Here is a 17202-nt window from a genome sequence, read left to right as displayed (position 1 = left end):
TCGTCAGGCCAGCGTGAAGTCGGTATAGGCGAAGCGGCCGTCGCGCAGCACCGTTTCGCCCTCGCACACCCGCAACGGGGCGCGGAACATCGGCCCTTCGTATACGAGCGTGTGGAACTCGCCGTTCTCGCCGCACGGGTCGCAGCCGTCGGGCAGGTCGGCGAACAGCGTCGCATCGAACGCGCGACCGGCGAAACGCGCGTCGAGTTGCTGCGTGTCGATGCAGCACAGGCGGGCGCGCAGGCCACCGTCGATCATCGCGCGGCCGAGTTGCGCGGTGTCGTGTCCGAACAGCGGCGTGTCGATGCGCCAGCCGTGCGCGCCGCACGTCGCCTCGCGCCATGCACGGATGTCGGCGAGGAACAGATCGCCGAACGCGATGGTGTCCAGGCCGGGCCACTGTTCCCGCGCCCGCGACAGGGCATCGGCGAAGGCCGCTTCATACGTGGCGTTGTCGCACTGCGGCGGAATGCGCGCCTCGATCAGCGGCAATCCGGTGGCCTGCGCCTGCGCATGCAGCACCTCGCGGCGGATGCCCTGCATCGACACGCGCTCGTAACCTTCGGTCACGGTGGTCAGCAGGCCGACGACGTCGTCGCCGCGCTCGCGCATGAAATGCAGCGTCCACGCGGCATCCTTCCCGCCGCTCCAGGACAACAGGCGTGCGCTCATGCGGCCGTGACGTCGCGCAGCTCCCACGCGCTGCCCGCGAGCCAGCGCAGCCGCTGGCGCAGGATCTCGCCGCCGATGCGCGTGGTCGCGACCAGGTCGACGTGCAGGTCGTCCTGCGCGCCCTGCACGACGGCGCCGGGATCGGTTTCGCCGAGCGCGGGATCGATCGCGTCGGGATCGTCCTGCTTCGACTTCCAGCGTTCGAACAGCGACGGCTCGCGCAATGCGGACTGCAACTGTTCGGCGAAGCCTTCCGGACTGACCGCGGTGAAAGACAGCGACGGATCGCCGCCGCGCGCGCGTTGCGCGTCGGGCAGGCGGATGTAGTAGCGCGTGGCCATCGTGGGTCTCCTTCTCGGAAACCCTTAGTTTAGGGTTGGGCCGGTCCGGCGGGCGTGATGGTTGAGGAACGAGCGGAGAGGAACGAGAGACGGAAAGGCGCGAGCGGTGTTCCTGCTCGTTTCCCGTTCCGCGCCGCTTCGCCTCAACCCGCGAACTTCTGCCCTTCCGCCGCGAAGCCGACGACGACCGCGCCCTTGCCGACGTTCACCATGCCCGTCAGGCTCATCACGCTTTCGAACAGCTCCACGTTGTTCGACGCGCACGCATCGCGCAGGCGTTCGTAGCCGGGCAGCGCGCGCAGGCCGTCGAGTTCGCCGCCGTAGCTCAGGCACATCGTGGGCGTGAGCAGTTCGTTGCGCTCCACGCGCTGGGCGACATGTTCGAACAGCTTCTGCACCGCCGGTTCGAATCCCTTGATCTTCGCCACCGGGCCGGTCTCGCCGCGATTGGCGTGCAGGATCGGCTTGATGTCCAGCGCGCTGCCGAGCGCCGCGCTGAGCAGGCCGACGCTGCGATCGCCCTTGGCGCGCGCGCGATTGCGCAGGTAGTAGAGATCGGGCGGCACCATGTAGCCCTGCGTGTGCAGCGCGAGGTGTTCCAGGCGTGCGCGGATCTTCGGCGCGCCTTCGCCCGCGGCGCGCAGGCGGATGGCTTCCACCGCCGTGACGCCCTGCGCGGCGAACAGGTTCTGCGTATCGACCACGCGCAAGGCGAACGGCGTCGCGTTGCCGGCGGCGGCACGCACGGCCTTGTAGTCGTTGAGGATGGCGAAGCTCGCCTGCTGCGCGTTGTCGAAGATCGGGCTGCGCGTCTTCGTGATGGTCATGCAGAAGACGTAGTCGTAATCGATCACCAGCCGCTGCAGGAACAGGTCCTGGATCTGCTGGACCGTGTACGGCATGGTCTGCGCTTCATGGCCGCGCTCGGCGACGTGCGCGTGCAGGAACTCCAGGGTGGCCTGTTCGTCGCGATGGTCGGCGAGCACCGCCTCGCCGATGCGTACGGTGATCGGCAGCACGGTGACCTCGTGCTGTTCCAGGTAATGCAAAGGCAGGTCGCAGGCGGAGTCGACAACGAGTCCGATGCGCATGGTTCCCCTCCCGGAATGAGCGCTGGCGTCGAAGTGTGACGGCCAGCATACCCTTTCCGCGATGGAAGTCCGTGTGGCGCCGCCGCATGACGCTGCGCGTCAGCGTCGGCGCTGCAACCCCACCGGGAGTTCGCTGACGCGGCGCATTTCCTCGTCCTGCAGCAGGGCCGGGTCGGAGATCGTGGCCAGGGCGAAGTCGAACGAGTCGTTGCCCCAGAACAGCTCGCTGCCCACCGCCAGCGTCGGCACGCCGTAGACGCCGGCGGCGATCGCGATGTCGGTGTTGGCGCGCAGTGCGGCCTTGGTGGCGTCGGATTCGAGCGCTTCGGCCGGGACGTCCAGCGCGGCCATCACCGGCACCAGCGCCTCGACGCTGTCGCCGGCGCGGCCCTGGTTCCAGATCCAGTCGAACACCGAATCCACCGCCTCGGGCCTGTTGCCGGCGGCGATGCTCAGCCGCAGCGAGGCCAGCGGGTTGAACGGATGCGCCGGCGGGAAGCGCAGCGGCACGCCGGCCTGGCGCGCGAGCCACAACACGTGGCGATAGGTGAACTCACGTTTGCCGGGGATTTCGGCGGGGCCCTTCTGCCCGCGCGCATCGAGCACCGCGGCGAACACGATCGGCACCAGCCGCACCGGCGCGCCCGCGGCCTCGCGTTCGCGCAGCAGCGGTTTCAGCCGTTGCCACTGCAGGTAGGAGAACGGCGAGATGAAGTCGAAATACCAGGTCAGCGGCGCGTCCATGCGGTGCTCCCTCAGTGCCAGGCGCCCAGGATCAGCCCGTACAGGCTGAACTGCGCGATGTGGTAGCCGGCGTCGATCATCCACAGCTTCAGGCTGCGCTGGGCGAAGGCGTAGTTGATGCCGAAGCTCATCGCCACGAAGAACAGGCCGACCACGAAGCCGGCACCGAACCCGTCCGCGGCGGTCGCGGTGGGCGGCAGGAAGTTGGCGAACATCACCGCCGACAGCAGGCTGCACACGAAGGCGGTGGCGAAGATGCGCTTCGGATGGCCGGGCTTGCGGTCCGGATCGATGCCGGCCTCGCGGCACCAGGCGCGCTGGAACAGCGGGCCGTACCAGATGCCGCCGAGGACGAAGGCGGAGACGGCGGCGGAGATCGCGGCGAGCCAGTTGAAGTCGACGTGGGGCAGGGGCGGCATGGTGATGTCCTGTGCGTGGCGCGCCGGTGGGCGGTCCGAGGCGGTCAGGATAAGCCGGCGTCGGTGCGCCGGCGAAACCGGAGCCTCATCGATCGAAAGCGAAGCAAACGACCGGCGTCATCCCGGCGAACGCCGGGCCCAGGCCCGCCCTCTCGAGCCATGCCGACGTTCTTGTAGCCCGGGTAAGCGAAGCGCACCCGGGGTGAGCGAAGTGGTCGCGCCCCCGGGTGCGCTTCGCTTACCCGGGCTACAAAGGCTGTTTGTTCGGCGACGCAGGGCAAGTCAAACCGAAAGTGCAGCGATGCATCGGGTCTTCGGAGTTGACGCTCCGTCACCCCTCACCCCAACCCCTCTCCCGATGAGAGAGGGGCTAGCAGCGGGCTGGTATCAGGAGCAGGGCTCAAGCACTCACCGACCCGACGCCGGATACGCCCGCGGCAACCCACCCTCCGCCGCCGGCGATGCCGTGCGCAGGTAACGGTCGCGCAGTTCCGTCTGGCGGCTGCGCATCTCGATCGCGCGGCCGTCCATCCACACCTGCAACGCCACTGCGTTCACTTCGAGCGGATCGCCGCTCCACATCACCAGGTCGGCGCGCTTGCCCGGGGCGATGCTGCCGAGACGATCGGCGACGCCGAAGGTTTCCGCCGGCACGCGGGTCAGGCCCGCGAGGCCGTCGTCCCACGGCAGCCCGTTGGCGACCGCGTTGCCCGCCAGTTGGCGGATCTTGCGCGCGTTGTGCGAGGCATCGCCGGCCTGGGTGAAGCCGACCTGCACGCCCGCCGCGCGCAGGCGCGCCGCGTTCTCCATCGTGGAGCCGAGCTTGTCGAAATCCGAAGGCAGGTTGCCCAGCGGATTGACGAACACCGGCACCTTCGCCGACGCGAGCATCGGCGCCACGCGCCACGCCTCCGCGCCGCCGGCGATGGCCACGCGCACGCCGTGGCGCTGCGACCAGCGCAGCAGCTGGCGGATGTCGGCGGCGCGATCGACCGACACGACCACGCGACCGCCGCCGTTGAGGTACTTCGCCAGCGCGGCGCGGCCGGCCGGCGTCAGCAGCGCGGCGTTCGCGTCGGGCGGGATGCGCCCGCGCACTTCGTCGATCAGCTGGTCGAGGATCATCCATTGCGCCGCGCGCGAATTGCCCGACAGCCCGGCCGCATCGCCGCCGATGCGCAGGAACAGCTCGCGCGGGCCGATCGGATCGGCACTGCCGTCAAGGCGCACGATGCCGCCCTGGCCGGCGACGATCGAACCGCCCGCCGCGGTACCGGCGCCGAGCAGGGTCCAGCCGATGCCTTCGATGCGCGTGACCGGGACCAGGATCGAATCCGGGTTGTACGCCAGCGTCACGTCGAACTCCGGCCGCACCGTCATCTGCTTGGTGTCGGCGCCGAGCGCGAGCGTGTCGTCGACGGTGTCCTTCTCGCCGGAGACTTCCTCCAGGCCGATCTCCGTGATGCCGCCGAACAGCGTCGGCGTCACCGGCCGGCCCTGCGCGTCGATCACCTGAGCGCCGGCCGGTGCCGACAGACCGGTGCCGACCGCGCGGACGGTGCCGCCGGACACCAGCACGTCCGCGTTCTTCAACGTGCCCTGTGCCGTTGCGGTATGCACGGTGGCGTTGCGGATCAGCAGCTCCTGCGCGCCGGCGCCCACCGACGCCAGCAGCAGGCCGATCAGCAGGAAGCTGCGCGTCGGCGAAACCCACCGCGACCAGCCGCCGTCGTGCTCGCAGCAGGCCAGTTCGAAGGTGTCGGCCGGGCGGTTGTGCCGCGAACGGCGGAACTCGATGAAACGCCTCACTGCACACCTCCCGTGCTGCTGCCGGCCGCGGCGCCCTGGCCCAGCATGAAGTCCGACACCGGCTGGCGCGAACGGTCGTTGCGGTCGAACACGCGCGCGCCGTCGATGTACACCTGCTCGGCGTGCGCGTAGACGCTGAAGGGATTGCCGTTCCACACGACCACGTCGGCCATCTTGCCCGGCTCCAGCGTGCCGGTTTCGGCCTCGATGCCCAGCGACTTCGCCGCGTTCTGCGTCATCCAGCGGATCGCGCGCTCGGGCGGGATGTCCATGCCGGCGAGCTTCGCGTGCGCCATCACCTTCGCCGCTTCCTGGTTGAGGCGCTGGATGCCTTCCTCCGAATCCGAATGCACGATCGCGCAGCTGTTGGGCGGGCGATCGACCAGGGCGATGTTTTCCTGGATGCCGTCGAAGGCTTCCATCTTGAAGCCCCACCAGTCGGCCCACAGCGCGCCGCAGACGTTCTCGGCGGCGAGGCGGTCGGCCAGCTTGTAGGCCTCCACGCCGTGGTGGAACGCGGCGACCTTGAAGCCGAATTCCTTCGCCAGGTCGAGCATCACCGCCATCTCGTCGGCGCGGTAGCAGTGGATGTGCACGCGGATGTCGCCGTTGATCGCGCCCGCCAGCGTGTCGAGCTTGAGGTCGCGCTTGCCGCCGGTGTCCTTGTCGCTCTCGCCGGCGTCGTTGGCCGACTGCCACCAGCGGCGCTTCTTCTCCGGCTCGTCCTTCTTCTTGCCGCCGTTTTTGGTGAGGTATTCGCTGGCGTCGATGAACGCCGCGCGGTAGCCGGCGACGTTGCCCATGCGCGTGGCCGGGCCGCTCTTGCCGCCGTAGACGCGCTTGGGGTTCTCGCCGCAGGCCATCTTCAGGCCCCACGGCGCGCCCGGGAATTTCATGCCCTGGTAGGTCGTGGCGGCGACGTTCTTCAGCGTCACGCCGCGGCCGCCGATCAGGTTCGCGCTGCCGGGCAGCACCTGCAGCGACGTGATTCCGCCGGCGAGCGCCGCGGCGAAGCCCGGGTCCTGCGGCCACACCGAATGCTCGGCCCACACGTTCGGGGTCACCGGCGCGGTCATCTCGTTGCCGTCGCTGTGCGCGCTGACGCCGGGGCTGGGATAGACGCCCAGGTGCGAGTGCACGTCGATCAGGCCCGGCGTCACCCACTTGCCGGTGCCGTCCACGCGCGTCGCGCCGGCCGGCGCCTGCAGCCCAGTGCCGACCGCGACGACCTTGCCGTCCTGCAGCAGGACGTCGGCGCCATCCAGCCGCTGGCCGGTGCCGGTCAGCACGGTCGCGCCGGAAATCAGCACCGGCGCGGCGGCGATGCGCTGGTAGGTGCTCGGATACGGGTCTTCGGTGAAGCGGGAGGCCGGCGACTTGGCCGACGTGTTGGCCTGCGAATCGGGCGGCGCGGCGTGCGCGGCGCCGATCGCCAGCGCCGCGATCAGCGCGGCGGCGAGTGGTCGAAGCATGGAGGTCCCCGGGAAAGTGCGGCTCACAACCTTCGCACCGTAGCCGTGCCGGCGACACCCTGCCAACCCTGACGATGGTCATGGGCGGCGTGACACAATGCCCGATTAGGCGCCATACGTCGGCGTCTTGCGACACACACAACTACAAGAGGAGCAAACCCCGATGAAAGACAAGGAACAGATCGTCGACAACTGGCTGCCGCGCTACACCGGCGTGCCGCTCGACCAGTTCGGCGAGCACGTCCTGCTGACCAATTTCGGCGGCTACGTGAACATCTTCTCGCGCATGACCGGCGCGCCCGTGGTCGGCCTGGACCGCCCGATGCCCAGCTGCACGCACGATGGCATCACCATGATCAACTTCGGCATGGGCAGCCCGAATGCCGCGACGATCATGGACCTGCTCAGCGCCGTCTCGCCCAAGGCGGTGCTGTTCCTGGGCAAGTGCGGCGGGTTGAAGAAGAAGAACCAGCTGGGCGACCTGATCCTGCCGATCGCCGCGATCCGCGGCGAAGGCACCAGCGACGACTACCTGCCCCCGCAGGTGCCCGCGCTGCCGGCCTTCGCGCTGCAGCGCGCGGTGTCGACGATGATCCGCGACCTCGCGCTGGACTACTGGACCGGCACCGTCTACACCACCAACCGCCGCGTGTGGGAACACGACGACGCCTTCAAGGAGCGCCTGCGCGCGATGCGCTGCATGGCCATCGACATGGAAACGGCGACGATCTTCGCCGCCGGCTTCGCCAACCGCATTCCCTGCGGCGCGCTGCTGCTGGTGTCGGACCAGCCGATGATCCCCGAAGGCGTGAAGACCGAAGCGTCGGATGCGCGCGTCAGCGCCGACTACGTCGCCAACCACATCAACGTCGGCATCGAGGCGCTGAAGCTGATCCGCCGTAACGGCAAGTCGGTGCGCCACCTGCGTTTCGACGAATAGGGTCGGGAAAGACGAAGGCCGGCGCATGCCGGCCTTCGCTGTCGCGCCCCAACGTCGGGGTGGTGTCAGTCGCACACCATCTGCCAGTCGTACGTCTGCGTGTCCTCGTCGAACACCTGTTGCGCGACGCACGCGGGCGCGGTCGCCTGCGATTCGTCGAACGTGGACAGCGAGGTGGTTAGCGAATCCGGCGCGATCGCCTTGCGGACGCCGCAGATCTTCGCGATGGGGGGCATCGGCACGCCCGACGGCTGGCAGTAGACGCGGGCCGGGGTGCAGACGAGGAAGCAATCGTAGCTGTAGGCGATGGCATGGCCGGGAACGAACAGGCCTACCAGCGACAGGGCGAGGAGCAGCTGTTTCATGGGATTTCCCTCAGGGGATGGGAAGCGGAGCAGGGTCCGGGTGCGGCGTGTGCGAGCGTAGCGAAGGCCCTGTGGGCCGGGAACGAAGGTCGCCGGTTCAGTCTTGTGGAGACCGCGTCAACGCGCCGTCGAGGCTCCCGGCCGTAATCGCGCCGCTCCTGTATTCAGACGGCCAGCGCGGCCCCGGAACGGCCAACCCCACCTGAATCGTCATCTTTCCGACTCCGGCACGAGGTCGCAGTGCATGCGACCTCCCGCGGGCACACTGTGTCCTCGAAATCAGGGAGAACGGGGGAGGGCGATCATGGACAACCTGCTTTACCTGGCGCTTGGCGCCGCATTGACCTGGGCGTTCTACTTCGTCCAGCGCCGCGTCGAGAAACGCAGCGCGGTGGAGGCGATCGAGCGCAACCAGAAACTGCTCGACCTCAAGCAGGGGCTCGACGAATCCAACACCAACCTCGACGACCTGCGCCGCTTCGAGCAGCGACTGATCGGCAAGGCCGAAACGGCGGCGCGCATCGCCGACAACTACTTCACCAAGGCCGAGGAAGTGGCGCGACAAAGCGACGATGCCGCCGTCACCCAGCGCGACATGAACCAGCAGGCGCTGGAGGAATTCCATCGTGCCGATGCGCGGCTGGCGACGGTGGTGACGCACCTGCGGCGACAGCTCGACGACGAAACGCTCGCGGTGTTCGACGACGCGCACCGCAGCTGGCTGCAGTTCCGCGACCGTTACGCGCGTTTCGTCTCGCAGTCCTACGCCGGCGGCGCGGTCCGCCCGCTGATCCACGCCGTGACGCTGGAGAGCATCACCGAGTTGTGGAGCAACGAGTTGGAGACGCAGCTGGGGGATGAGTCGTTGTGAGTGGTTGAGCCCCTCTCCCTCCGGCGACCGGAGGGAGTGCAGAGCGGAGAGAGGTTGGGGTGAGGGTCGGGACGAGCGATGCAGCTCGCACTCGCGATGCCGAAGCTCTTTCCCGGCGGCAGCGAGGCAGGGACGGGCGAAGGCCGAAACACGCCGCGCATGAAGTCATCCCCCAGGCCGAAGGTAAGACATCGGGAACCCCCCGCAAGCCCAATCCCCGACCCCAACACACGCAATCCCCCGACACCCACCCTCCCCCCGACTTCGTTACGCTCCCCACACCCCCAATCCAACACGACGATGCCGACGACCCCGCAGGACCTCCTCGCCTTCTGGCACGACGCCGGGTACGACCGCTGGTTCGGGCGCGACGACGCGTTCGACGCGCGCTGCCGAAGCGATTTCCTCGACGCGCATTTCGCCGCCGCGCGGCGCGAACTCGACCACTGGATGGACACCGCCGAAGGTGCGCTCGCGCTGACGATCCTGCTCGACCAGATCCCGCGCAACGTCTTCCGCAACACCGGGCATGCGTTCGCGACCGATTCCCTCGCAAGGCATTACGCCGGTCGCGCGATCGACCGCGGCGACGACCTCGCCGTCCAGCCGCTGCTGCGTCCGTTCTTCTACATGCCTTTCGAACATTCCGAAGCGATGGCCGACCAGGAGCGCTCCGTCGCGCTCGCATCGACGCTGGAAGGCGAATCCGGACGCGCCTATCTCGATTACGCGCGCCGGCATCGCGACGTCATCGCGCGCTTCGGCCGGTTCCCCCATCGCAACACGATCCTGGGGCGCGAATCGACGCGCGAGGAACAGGCCTACCTCGACGCGGGAGGCGGATTCTGACGCCAAAAAGAAAACGCCGTAGCCGTGGACGCGGGGTCCGGGGAGCGGCTACGGCGTTCGGGAAAGCGATGCGGCGAACGCCGACGCTTTCAGCCTAGGCGGTGCGGTGCGCCGTTTGCGGCGTGGTGCGGCGAACGGTGACGCGGATGCGGCGAAGCGAGCGCTTCGCCGCACTCCGGGGCGGGTGGGTGGATCGGGATCGAGCCCGTGCCGCGGATCAGTACTTCGGAATCGCGGCGTCGAAGTCGGCCCAGGCGTCGATGCCACCGACGACGTTGTAGACCTCACGGAAGCCCAGGCCGCGGAAGTGCTCGGCCGCCTGCTGGCTGCGTCCGCCGTGATGGCACAGGAACGCGATCGGGGTGTCCTTCGATAGGGACTGCAGCGCCTCGATGCCGTGGTCGAGCGTATCGAAAGCCACCGGCGCGGCGGCGAGGGCGCGTTCATCGGCCGGGCGCACGTCCACCAGTCGCAACGCGCCGGCGCGCACGCGCGCGTCGACTTCGTGCGGGCTGATCGAACGCACCGCCGGCGCGGCCAGCGGGTGATGCACGGACAGGCCGCGACCGCGTTCGTCGTCGACCCAGTCGATGCTGATGCCGTCGGCGCGGCGCACCTGCAGCGCATCGGTCTGGAGGCGCACGCCTTCGATCTCGATGGCCACCGCGTTGGCGTCGATCGGCGCCAGCTGCAGGCGCACGTTGTAGCGCGCGTCGATGTCGATCTGCACGGCGTACCCGCCGCCGGCGTTGTCGATCGCGCTGCGCAGCATGTCCAGCGCCTCGGGCGTGATGGTGAACTCCGGCGGGCGGCGATCCGGCGGCGGCAAACCGAGCGCGCTGTGCAGCTCGCCACTGCCGGCCATCTGCTCGACGATGTCGCTGCCGCCGACGAGCTCGCCGTCGATGTACAGCTGCGGGATCGTCGGCCAGTTGCCGTACTGCTTGATGCCCTCGCGGATCTCCGCGTCGGCCAGCACGTTCACGTGCGCGTAGCCCTGCGGGAGCAGCGCGTTGAGCACGCCCACGGCCTTGGCCGAGAACCCGCACTGCGGCGCTTCGGGCGCGCCCTTCATGAACAGGACGACGCGGTTGGACTGCAGCAGGGTTTCGATGCGCGAACGCAGCGCGGGGTCGAGCGACATGGCGGGTTACCGGATGGGAATGGGGTGCATGTGGGGGCGGCGGCGGGGTTTGGCAAGGCGGGCGGGCGCCTCACCGGCGAAAGCTGGGACCGATCACCGCCATCCCGGCGGAGGCGGGGTTCCAGGTCCGTGAGCATTACCATTTCGGTCATGAGCGCCTCTTCCCTCCACCAGCCTCCCCGCCATCCGCACGCCTGGTCCTGGCTGTTCGCCGCTTCCCAACTCGCGGTCGTCGCGATCTGGTGGCTCTGGGGCTGGAAGGCCGGCTTGCCGGCGCTTCTGATCACCCACGCCACGCTGGTCTGGGCGACGTTGCATCCGCGCTCGCGCCTGCTGAGTCCGGTGCTGAGCCGATTGCCCACCGATCAACACCTCGTCTGGCTCACCATCGACGACGGCCCATCCGACGACACGCGGCCGATGCTCGACCTGCTCGACGCACACGACGCGAAGGCGACGTTCTTCCTCGTCGGCGAACGTGCCCAGGCGCGGCCGGACCTGGTGACCGAGATCGTCCGCCGCGGTCACGGCATCGGCCAGCACAGCCACACGCATCCGCAGGCGTGGTTCTGGGCGTTGCCGCCGCGGGCGATGCGCGCGCAGATCGACCAGGCGCAGTCCGCGCTCACGTTTCTCAGCGGGACGCGCCCGCACTGGTTCCGCGCGGTGGTGGGGATGGCGAACCCGTTCGTCGCCGCATCGCTCAAGCGTCACAGTCTGGCGCGCGTCGCGTGGTCGGCGCGCGGGTACGATGCGGTGCTACGCGATCCGGCCAGCGTCGTCGCGCGTATCGAACGCGATCTCGCGCCAGGCGCGATCGTCCTGCTGCACGAAGGCGCCGCGCACGGACGCAATGTCGAAACACTGGCGACGTTGCTGGTGCGGTTGAAGGCGCTCGGGTTCGGGACGGTGTTGCCGGAGGAGCTCGATGCCGCGTTGGTAGCCCGGGTGCGCGAAGCGCACTCGGGGTAAGTCGCGCCGATCGTTGCCCGCCGCGGGTGCGCTCCGCTTACCCGGGCTACAAGAGCAGACTCAAACGTCGCGCGTCGCCACGATCCGGAAATTGTTGAACGGCGTATTCCCGCGCAGCGACACGAATTCCGAACGCAGCCCCGCCGCATCGAAACGCGCGCGCAGCATCTCCGCATCGGGATAGTGGATCGGCGCGGCGTTCATCCAGCCCACGACCTTGGCGAACACATCCACGGCCCGCGTGACCTGCGCGCGATGGCTGCCGTCGGCGAGCCCCGTGCGGATCACCAGCTTCGCGCCCGGTTCCAGCATCGCGATACATGCGTCGATGGCGCGCACCTGCGCGTCTTCGGGCACGAACTGCATCACGTCCAGCAGCGCGACGCTGCCGCGATGCGACGGCAGCTGCGCGCCGAGGTCCGCCGTGCCGAATTCCACGCCCTCGAGCCCGCAGCGCCGCGCCGCGCCGCGTGCGCGTTCGATCTTCCCCGCATCGTTGTCGTAGCCGCGATACGCCATCGTCTGCCCGTCGCCGCGCAGGGCGTGCGCGAGCAGGCCCAGGCCGCAGCCGATGTCCAGCAGCGGTGCGCGCGTACCGCGCAGCACGTCGCACACGCCCGGATACAGCGGATCGGTGCCGAGCTTGGTGCGCGCGTAGTAGTAGTCGTAGCGCCGGTACCAGCGCGGCAGGAACGCGCGCGCGATGTCGTTCGCGCGCTGCGGCGGAAGCGGGCGGACTGCGAGGCCGTCGGCGTTCACGTCGTCGGCTCCTCAGCGTTGCAGCAGCGAACGCGCGACCGGCAACGCCTGCGCGGTCCACAGCGTGTACATCGACGCGGACGGATGCAGGCCGTCGTCGGCGAGCATCTCCGGCTCCGCGCCGCGCTCGCGCGACACCGGCGTGATGTCGACGAACGCGACCCCGTGCGCCTCGCACACGACCTGCGTGGCGGCGTTGTAGGCGTCGAGTTCGGTGGCGATCTGCTCCGGCGTCGACTTCGTCGTCTTCACGAACGGCGTCACGCCCCAGTCGGGAATCGACAGCACCAGCACGCGATCGGCGCGCCCGCGCGCGTAGCGGATCGCACGCTGCAGCAGGGTTTCGAACTCGCCGCGATAGTCGATGGCGCTGCGACCGCGGTACTGGTTGTTCACGCCGATCAGCAGCGTGACGAAATCCCATTCGCCCAGCGGCTCGGCGCCGTCGATGCCCCAGGCCAGCTCGTCGGTCGTCCAGCCGGTGGTGGCGATGATGCGTGGATCGGCCAGCGCGATGCCTTCCTCGCGCAGCTTCGCGGCCAGCTGCACCGGCCAGCGACCGCTTTCGGGCACGCCTTCGCCGATGGTGTAGCTGTCGCCCAGGGCGAGGAACGACAGCGCGGGGGCGGGCGCGCTCGCCATCAGGCCACCGCGGCCCGCGCGTCGGACTGCGCGTAGCGGTCGAGCAGGCGTTCGATGCGCCGGAACACTTCGCGCAGATCGTCCGGCTGCGGCAGCAGCGTCACGCGGAAGTGGTTGCGATAGGGCACGTTGAAACTGGAACCCGGCACGACGAGGACATCCTCGGTCTCCAGCAGTTCCAGCGCGAAACGATGATCGTCGAAGCCTTCCGCCGCCGCGCCGGTCACCGCCGGGAACGCATACAGCGCGCCGGCCGGCGCGACGAGTTCGAGGTGGCGGCTCTGCTCGATGCTTTCGATCACGGCGCGGCGCGCTTCGAACAGTCGGCCGCCCGGTGCGCACAGCGGCGCGATCGTGTCCTCGCCGTGCAGCGCGGCTTCGATCGCGAACTGGCCCGGTACGTTCGCGCACAGGCGCAGCGCACCGAGCAGGTCCATCGCGTGGTGCAGGTTGCCGCTGGCGACCGGATCGCCCGACAGCACCGCCCAACCCACGCGCCAGCCGCAGGCGCGATGCACCTTGCTCAGGCCGCTGAAGCTCAGGCACGGCAGGTCGCCGGCGATCGGCGCGATCGGCGTGAACGCGGCTTCGTCGTAGAGGATCGAGTCGTAGATCTCGTCGCACATCAGCAGCAGCTTGTGGCGCTGCGCGACGGCGACGATGCGCTCCAGCAGCTCGCGCGGATACGCGGCGCCGGTCGGGTTGTTCGGGTTGATCAGCACGATCGCCCGCGTGCGGTTCGACACCAGCGACGCGATTTCCTCCGGATCGGGCAGGAAGCCGTTTTCCGGCAGGCAGCGGTAATACACCGGACGGCCGTCGTTGAGGATCGTCGCCGCCGACCACAGCGGGTAGTCGGGCGAGGGCAGCAGCACTTCATCGCCCGGATTCAGCAGCGCGCGCAGCGACAGGTCGATCAGCTCGCTCACGCCGTTGCCGACGAACACGCGTTCCGGGCTCGCGTTCGGCGTGCCGCGCTGCTTGTGGAACGCGGCGATCGCCTCGCGCGCCTGCGGCAGGCCCTGCTGGTGGGTGTACGGATCGGTGTCGGCGATGCGGTCGGCGATCGCGCGCTGCAGGTGCTCCGGCGCGCGGAAGCCGAACGCGCCCGGGTTGCCGATGTTGAGCTTGATCAGCTTGCGCCCCTGGCCCTCCAGCTCGCGGGCTCGCCGTGCCAGTTCGCCGCGGATCTCGTAACGGACTTCGGACAGGCGTTCGCGGGTCTTCACGGGGGGCAGGGACATTGCGGCGGGGATTGGGGGTTCGGACGGCCAGACTAGCCGAAACCGGCGCCATCCACAGGGGAATCCGCTCGAAAACCGCGATCGGCGCGGCGATCTCCTTCGAAGCTTCCAACGCGGTCGCGCCGCCGATGCGTCCGCCGGCACCCACCGCGCGCGCGGCGCACTAGAATCCGGGCCCATGAGCCCCCGCGACCGCCGCCCTTGATGCCCACCTTCGACGACCTCCGCGCGATCGGCTGGCCGCTCCCCGCGGACGCGCCGGCGCCGGAGAGCGCGTCCGCCGCCGACCTGGAATGGCGCACCGTGATGGCGGCGCATCCGCAGGCCCGGCCGGCGCGGGTGATCGAACAGCACCGCAGCGGCTACGTCGTCGCGGACGGCCCGGACACCGGTTTCCCGGTCGAATCGCTGCCGCAATGGCAGCGCCCGCCGGGCTATCGCAAGGGCACGGTCACCATCGAGCAGCGTCCCGGCGTCGGCGACTGGCTGCTCATCGAAGGCAAGAAGGCGGTCGCGCTGCTGCCGCGCCGGAGCGCGATCAAGCGCGGCGCGGCCGGCGAGCACTACCAGCAGCAGCTGATCGCCGCGAACGTCGACACCGTCTTCGTCGTCTGCGGGCTGGACGCCGATTTCAACCCGCGCCGCATCGAACGCTACCTGCTGCTCGTGCGCGGCGGCGGCGTGGAGCCGGTGGTCGTGCTGACCAAGGCCGACCAGGCCGCTATGGCCGACACCGGCGCGGTGGACGATGCGATGGCGGCGCTGGTCGAACTCGCGGCGCAGGGCGTGGCCGTGCGCGCGGTGAATGCGAAGGAGGCGGACAGCGTCGCCGCGCTTGGCGAATGGCTCGGGCCGGGGCGCACGGCGGTGCTGATCGGCAGCTCCGGCGCGGGCAAGTCCACGCTGACCAACACGCTGCTGGGCATCGAGAAGATGAAGACCGGCGAGGTGCGCGAACACGATTCGCGCGGCCGCCACACCACCACGCACCGCGCGCTGATCCCGCTGCCCTCGGGCGCGTGCCTGATCGACACGCCCGGCATGCGCGAGCTCAAGCCCACCGGCGAGGAAGACGTCGCGGAGAATTTCAGCGACATCGAGGCGCTGGCCGAACAGTGCCGCTTCCGCGACTGCAAGCACGCGAAGGAGCCCGGCTGCGCGGTGCGCGCGGCGATCGAGGCCGGCAAGCTCGATCCGCAGCGCTTCGCCAACTACCTCAAGCTGAGCGAGGAAGTCGCCGGCGCGGCGAACCGTCTCGCCACGCGCCGCGCGCAGAAGGCCGAGGAGAAGGTGCAGGGCAAGGCGCTGAACAAGCGGCTGGATGAGAAGTATGGGCGGCACTGACCGCTCTCTTCCAGGCGCTTTTGCTCCCTCCCCTGCTTGCAGGGGCGAGGAGCGACGGTTGCGCGTCATGGCGCGCGTCGCGACGAACGCCACCGGGCCATGCCCGATGGCTGTGGGGGTGGAGATGGGTGAAGTCCACGGCGCCGGCGAGCCTGGCTGCTTGTTACCGGCGCTGCGCGCCGCGCCCCCCCACCCGACCTCCCCCTGCAAGAAGGGGTAGGAGTAAACGGCGATGGACAGCATCTCCCCCGACATCGCCCACCACGCCGCCCTCGACGCCCGCATGGTCGAGGCCGTGAAGGACATCCGGCTGCTCGCGCTGGTGAGCTGGCCGGCGGGGCAGGAGGCGCATTTCCTCGCCGATTACGCCCGCGGCGTGGTGAATCTGCCGCATCCGGAATACCCGAAGCTCGACTTCAGCCTGGCGCGCGCCGAGCTGGACGCGATCACCCGCCAGGCCGATCCCGCGCATCCGCTGGGCGCATATCTGGTCGAATCGGCCCGCAGCTGGTCCATCGCCGCATCGCTGTGCGAGAACCTGGGCACCGCGACGGTCGGCGACCGCTCGATCCAGCTGTTCGGCCGCCCCGACGAATGCCTGCCCGGCGAGGGCCCGACCACCCGCGACGCCGCGCGGCACTTCATTTCCATCGCGGACGAACTCGACCACGAGCTGATGGCGCCGGCCGAGAAGGTCACCATCTCGGCCACCGCGCTGCAGTTGCAGCTGCAGCGCGAACTGGACGACTACTTCGACGGCCGCATGATCGACGTCGTGCTCGATCCGGACCTGATCGCCAAGGCCGCCGCCGGCGCCACGCGCATCCGCCTGCGCTTCGGCGCGGCCTTCAGCGATTACGACCGCCACCAGCTCGTCCAGCACGAGGCCTTCGTGCATTCGCTCACCGCGCTCAACGGCCGCCAGCAGCCGGTGTTGCCGAGCCTGGCGCTGTCCTCGCCGCGCATCACCGCGACCCAGGAAGGGCTGGCGACCTTCGCCGAGCAGATCACCGGCAGCATCGACATCGGCCGCATGAAGCGCATCAGCCTGCGCATCGAAGCGGTGGCGATGGCGCTGGACGGCGCGGATTTCATCGAGGTGTTCCGCTATTTCCTCGACGCCGGCCAGACGCCGGAGGACGGCTTCGCCTCGGCGCAGCGCGTGTTCCGCGGGGTGCCGACCACCGGCGGCAGCGCCTTCACCAAGGACATCGTCTACCTGCGCGGCCTGTTGGGCGTGCACACCTTCTTCCGCTGGGCCCTGCGCGAACGCAAGCTGCAACTGTGCCGGTGGCTGTTCGCCGGCAAGATGACCCTGGCCGACGTGCAGCGCTTCGAGCCCCTGTTCGCCGCCGGCGTCCTGAAGCCCGCGCGCTGGCTCCCGCAGTGGGTCGCGCGCGCGAACGGCCTGGCCGGGATGCTCGCGTTCTCGCTGTTCGCCAACCGCATCCGCCTCGACAGGATCGTCGCCGACGGCCACGTGCCGGACCTGTAGAACGGCGATTCCGGGCGTCCGTCGCGCTT

18 protein-coding genes are annotated in these 17202 nt (G+C 69.5%); 6 read left to right on the top strand and 12 right to left on the bottom strand.

The annotated features are described in order from the left end of the window. Window positions 1–3 precede the first annotated feature (3 nt). The 7 genes from AC3ANK_RS17290 to AC3ANK_RS17260 form a co-directional block, all read right to left on the bottom strand. Complete coding sequence (locus AC3ANK_RS17290) at window positions 4–672, bottom strand: adenine nucleotide alpha hydrolase (RefSeq protein WP_206862359.1); 669 nt, start codon at window positions 670–672, stop codon at window positions 4–6. Beyond that, window positions 669–1013, bottom strand: a complete 345-nt coding sequence (locus tag AC3ANK_RS17285; RefSeq protein WP_206862358.1) for a hypothetical protein — start codon at window positions 1011–1013, stop codon at window positions 669–671. The genes AC3ANK_RS17290 and AC3ANK_RS17285 overlap by 4 nt, the downstream gene beginning before the upstream one ends. A 143-nt stretch (window positions 1014–1156) precedes the next feature. Further along, entirely contained in the window at window positions 1157–2104 is a 948-nt protein-coding gene (locus AC3ANK_RS17280; RefSeq protein WP_206862357.1) for a DegV family protein, read from the bottom strand. A gap of 99 nt (window positions 2105–2203) precedes the next feature. Beyond that, window positions 2204–2848: a 2-hydroxychromene-2-carboxylate isomerase gene (locus tag AC3ANK_RS17275; protein ID WP_206862356.1), complete on the bottom strand. Its 645-nt coding sequence runs from the start codon at window positions 2846–2848 to the stop codon at window positions 2204–2206. Between the two features lie 11 nt (window positions 2849–2859). Further along, the gene (locus AC3ANK_RS17270; RefSeq protein ID WP_206862355.1) at window positions 2860–3267 is read right to left on the bottom strand and encodes a DUF1761 domain-containing protein; all 408 of its coding nucleotides are present in this window, start codon (window positions 3265–3267) and stop codon (window positions 2860–2862) included. Between the two features lie 408 nt (window positions 3268–3675). Beyond that, a complete protein-coding gene (locus AC3ANK_RS17265; RefSeq protein ID WP_206862443.1) occupies window positions 3676–4956 on the bottom strand; it encodes an amidohydrolase family protein in 1281 nt (426 codons plus the stop codon). Between the two features lie 116 nt (window positions 4957–5072). Then, window positions 5073–6548 (bottom strand): amidohydrolase, encoded by a 1476-nt coding sequence (locus tag AC3ANK_RS17260; RefSeq protein ID WP_206862354.1) that lies wholly within the window; start codon window positions 6546–6548, stop codon window positions 5073–5075. A gap of 163 nt (window positions 6549–6711) precedes the next feature. On the opposite strand from AC3ANK_RS17260, the gene AC3ANK_RS17255 reads away from it, so the two are divergent. Further along, window positions 6712–7488: an AMP nucleosidase gene (locus AC3ANK_RS17255; protein ID WP_206862353.1), complete on the top strand. Its 777-nt coding sequence runs from the start codon at window positions 6712–6714 to the stop codon at window positions 7486–7488. 65 nt (window positions 7489–7553) lie between these two features. Here the strand turns inward: AC3ANK_RS17255 and AC3ANK_RS17250 are convergent, their stop codons facing one another. Beyond that, window positions 7554–7853 (bottom strand): hypothetical protein, encoded by a 300-nt coding sequence (locus AC3ANK_RS17250; RefSeq protein ID WP_206862352.1) that lies wholly within the window; start codon window positions 7851–7853, stop codon window positions 7554–7556. Between the two features lie 304 nt (window positions 7854–8157). Here AC3ANK_RS17250 and AC3ANK_RS17245 point away from each other — a divergent pair, with 304 nt between their 5' ends. After that, the gene (locus AC3ANK_RS17245) at window positions 8158–8724 is read left to right on the top strand and encodes a lysozyme inhibitor LprI family protein (RefSeq protein ID WP_484171566.1); all 567 of its coding nucleotides are present in this window, start codon (window positions 8158–8160) and stop codon (window positions 8722–8724) included. A 300-nt stretch (window positions 8725–9024) separates the two neighbouring features. Continuing rightward, on the top strand, window positions 9025–9573 hold the full coding sequence (locus AC3ANK_RS17240; protein WP_206862350.1) for a DUF924 family protein: 549 nt from the start codon (window positions 9025–9027) through the stop codon (window positions 9571–9573). 217 nt (window positions 9574–9790) lie between these two features. Here the strand turns inward: AC3ANK_RS17240 and grxD are convergent, their stop codons facing one another. Continuing rightward, window positions 9791–10717 carry a Grx4 family monothiol glutaredoxin gene (gene grxD, locus AC3ANK_RS17235; protein WP_206862349.1) on the bottom strand — a complete coding sequence of 309 codons (927 nt, stop codon included), beginning with the start codon at window positions 10715–10717 and terminating at the stop codon, window positions 9791–9793. Window positions 10718–10867: 150 nt separating this feature from the next. Between grxD and AC3ANK_RS17230 the strand changes: the two genes are divergently transcribed. Then, window positions 10868–11689: a polysaccharide deacetylase family protein gene (locus AC3ANK_RS17230; protein ID WP_206862348.1), complete on the top strand. Its 822-nt coding sequence runs from the start codon at window positions 10868–10870 to the stop codon at window positions 11687–11689. Between the two features lie 60 nt (window positions 11690–11749). On the opposite strand, the gene AC3ANK_RS17225 is transcribed toward AC3ANK_RS17230, so the two are convergent. The 3 genes from AC3ANK_RS17225 to AC3ANK_RS17215 are packed head-to-tail and all read right to left on the bottom strand — an operon-like array spanning window position 11750 to window position 14334. Beyond that, complete coding sequence (locus tag AC3ANK_RS17225; RefSeq protein ID WP_206862347.1) at window positions 11750–12448, bottom strand: methyltransferase domain-containing protein; 699 nt, start codon at window positions 12446–12448, stop codon at window positions 11750–11752. A gap of 12 nt (window positions 12449–12460) precedes the next feature. Then, on the bottom strand, window positions 12461–13090 hold the full coding sequence (locus tag AC3ANK_RS17220) for an SGNH/GDSL hydrolase family protein (protein WP_206862346.1): 630 nt from the start codon (window positions 13088–13090) through the stop codon (window positions 12461–12463). Beyond that, the gene (locus AC3ANK_RS17215; protein WP_206862345.1) at window positions 13090–14334 is read right to left on the bottom strand and encodes an aminotransferase class I/II-fold pyridoxal phosphate-dependent enzyme; all 1245 of its coding nucleotides are present in this window, start codon (window positions 14332–14334) and stop codon (window positions 13090–13092) included. Before AC3ANK_RS17215 ends, AC3ANK_RS17220 begins: the two co-directional genes overlap by 1 nt. 204 nt (window positions 14335–14538) lie before the next feature. On the opposite strand from AC3ANK_RS17215, the gene rsgA reads away from it, so the two are divergent. Beyond that, window positions 14539–15678: a ribosome small subunit-dependent GTPase A gene (rsgA, locus tag AC3ANK_RS17210; RefSeq protein ID WP_206862344.1), complete on the top strand. Its 1140-nt coding sequence runs from the start codon at window positions 14539–14541 to the stop codon at window positions 15676–15678. Window positions 15679–15910: 232 nt separating this feature from the next. Continuing rightward, entirely contained in the window at window positions 15911–17173 is a 1263-nt protein-coding gene (locus tag AC3ANK_RS17205) for a flavohemoglobin expression-modulating QEGLA motif protein (protein WP_206862343.1), read from the top strand. Window positions 17174–17202 lie beyond the last annotated feature (29 nt).

The organism is Lysobacter sp. SCRH-1R, assembly GCF_057747855.1.
This window is presented reverse-complemented; position numbering and strand designations above follow the sequence as displayed.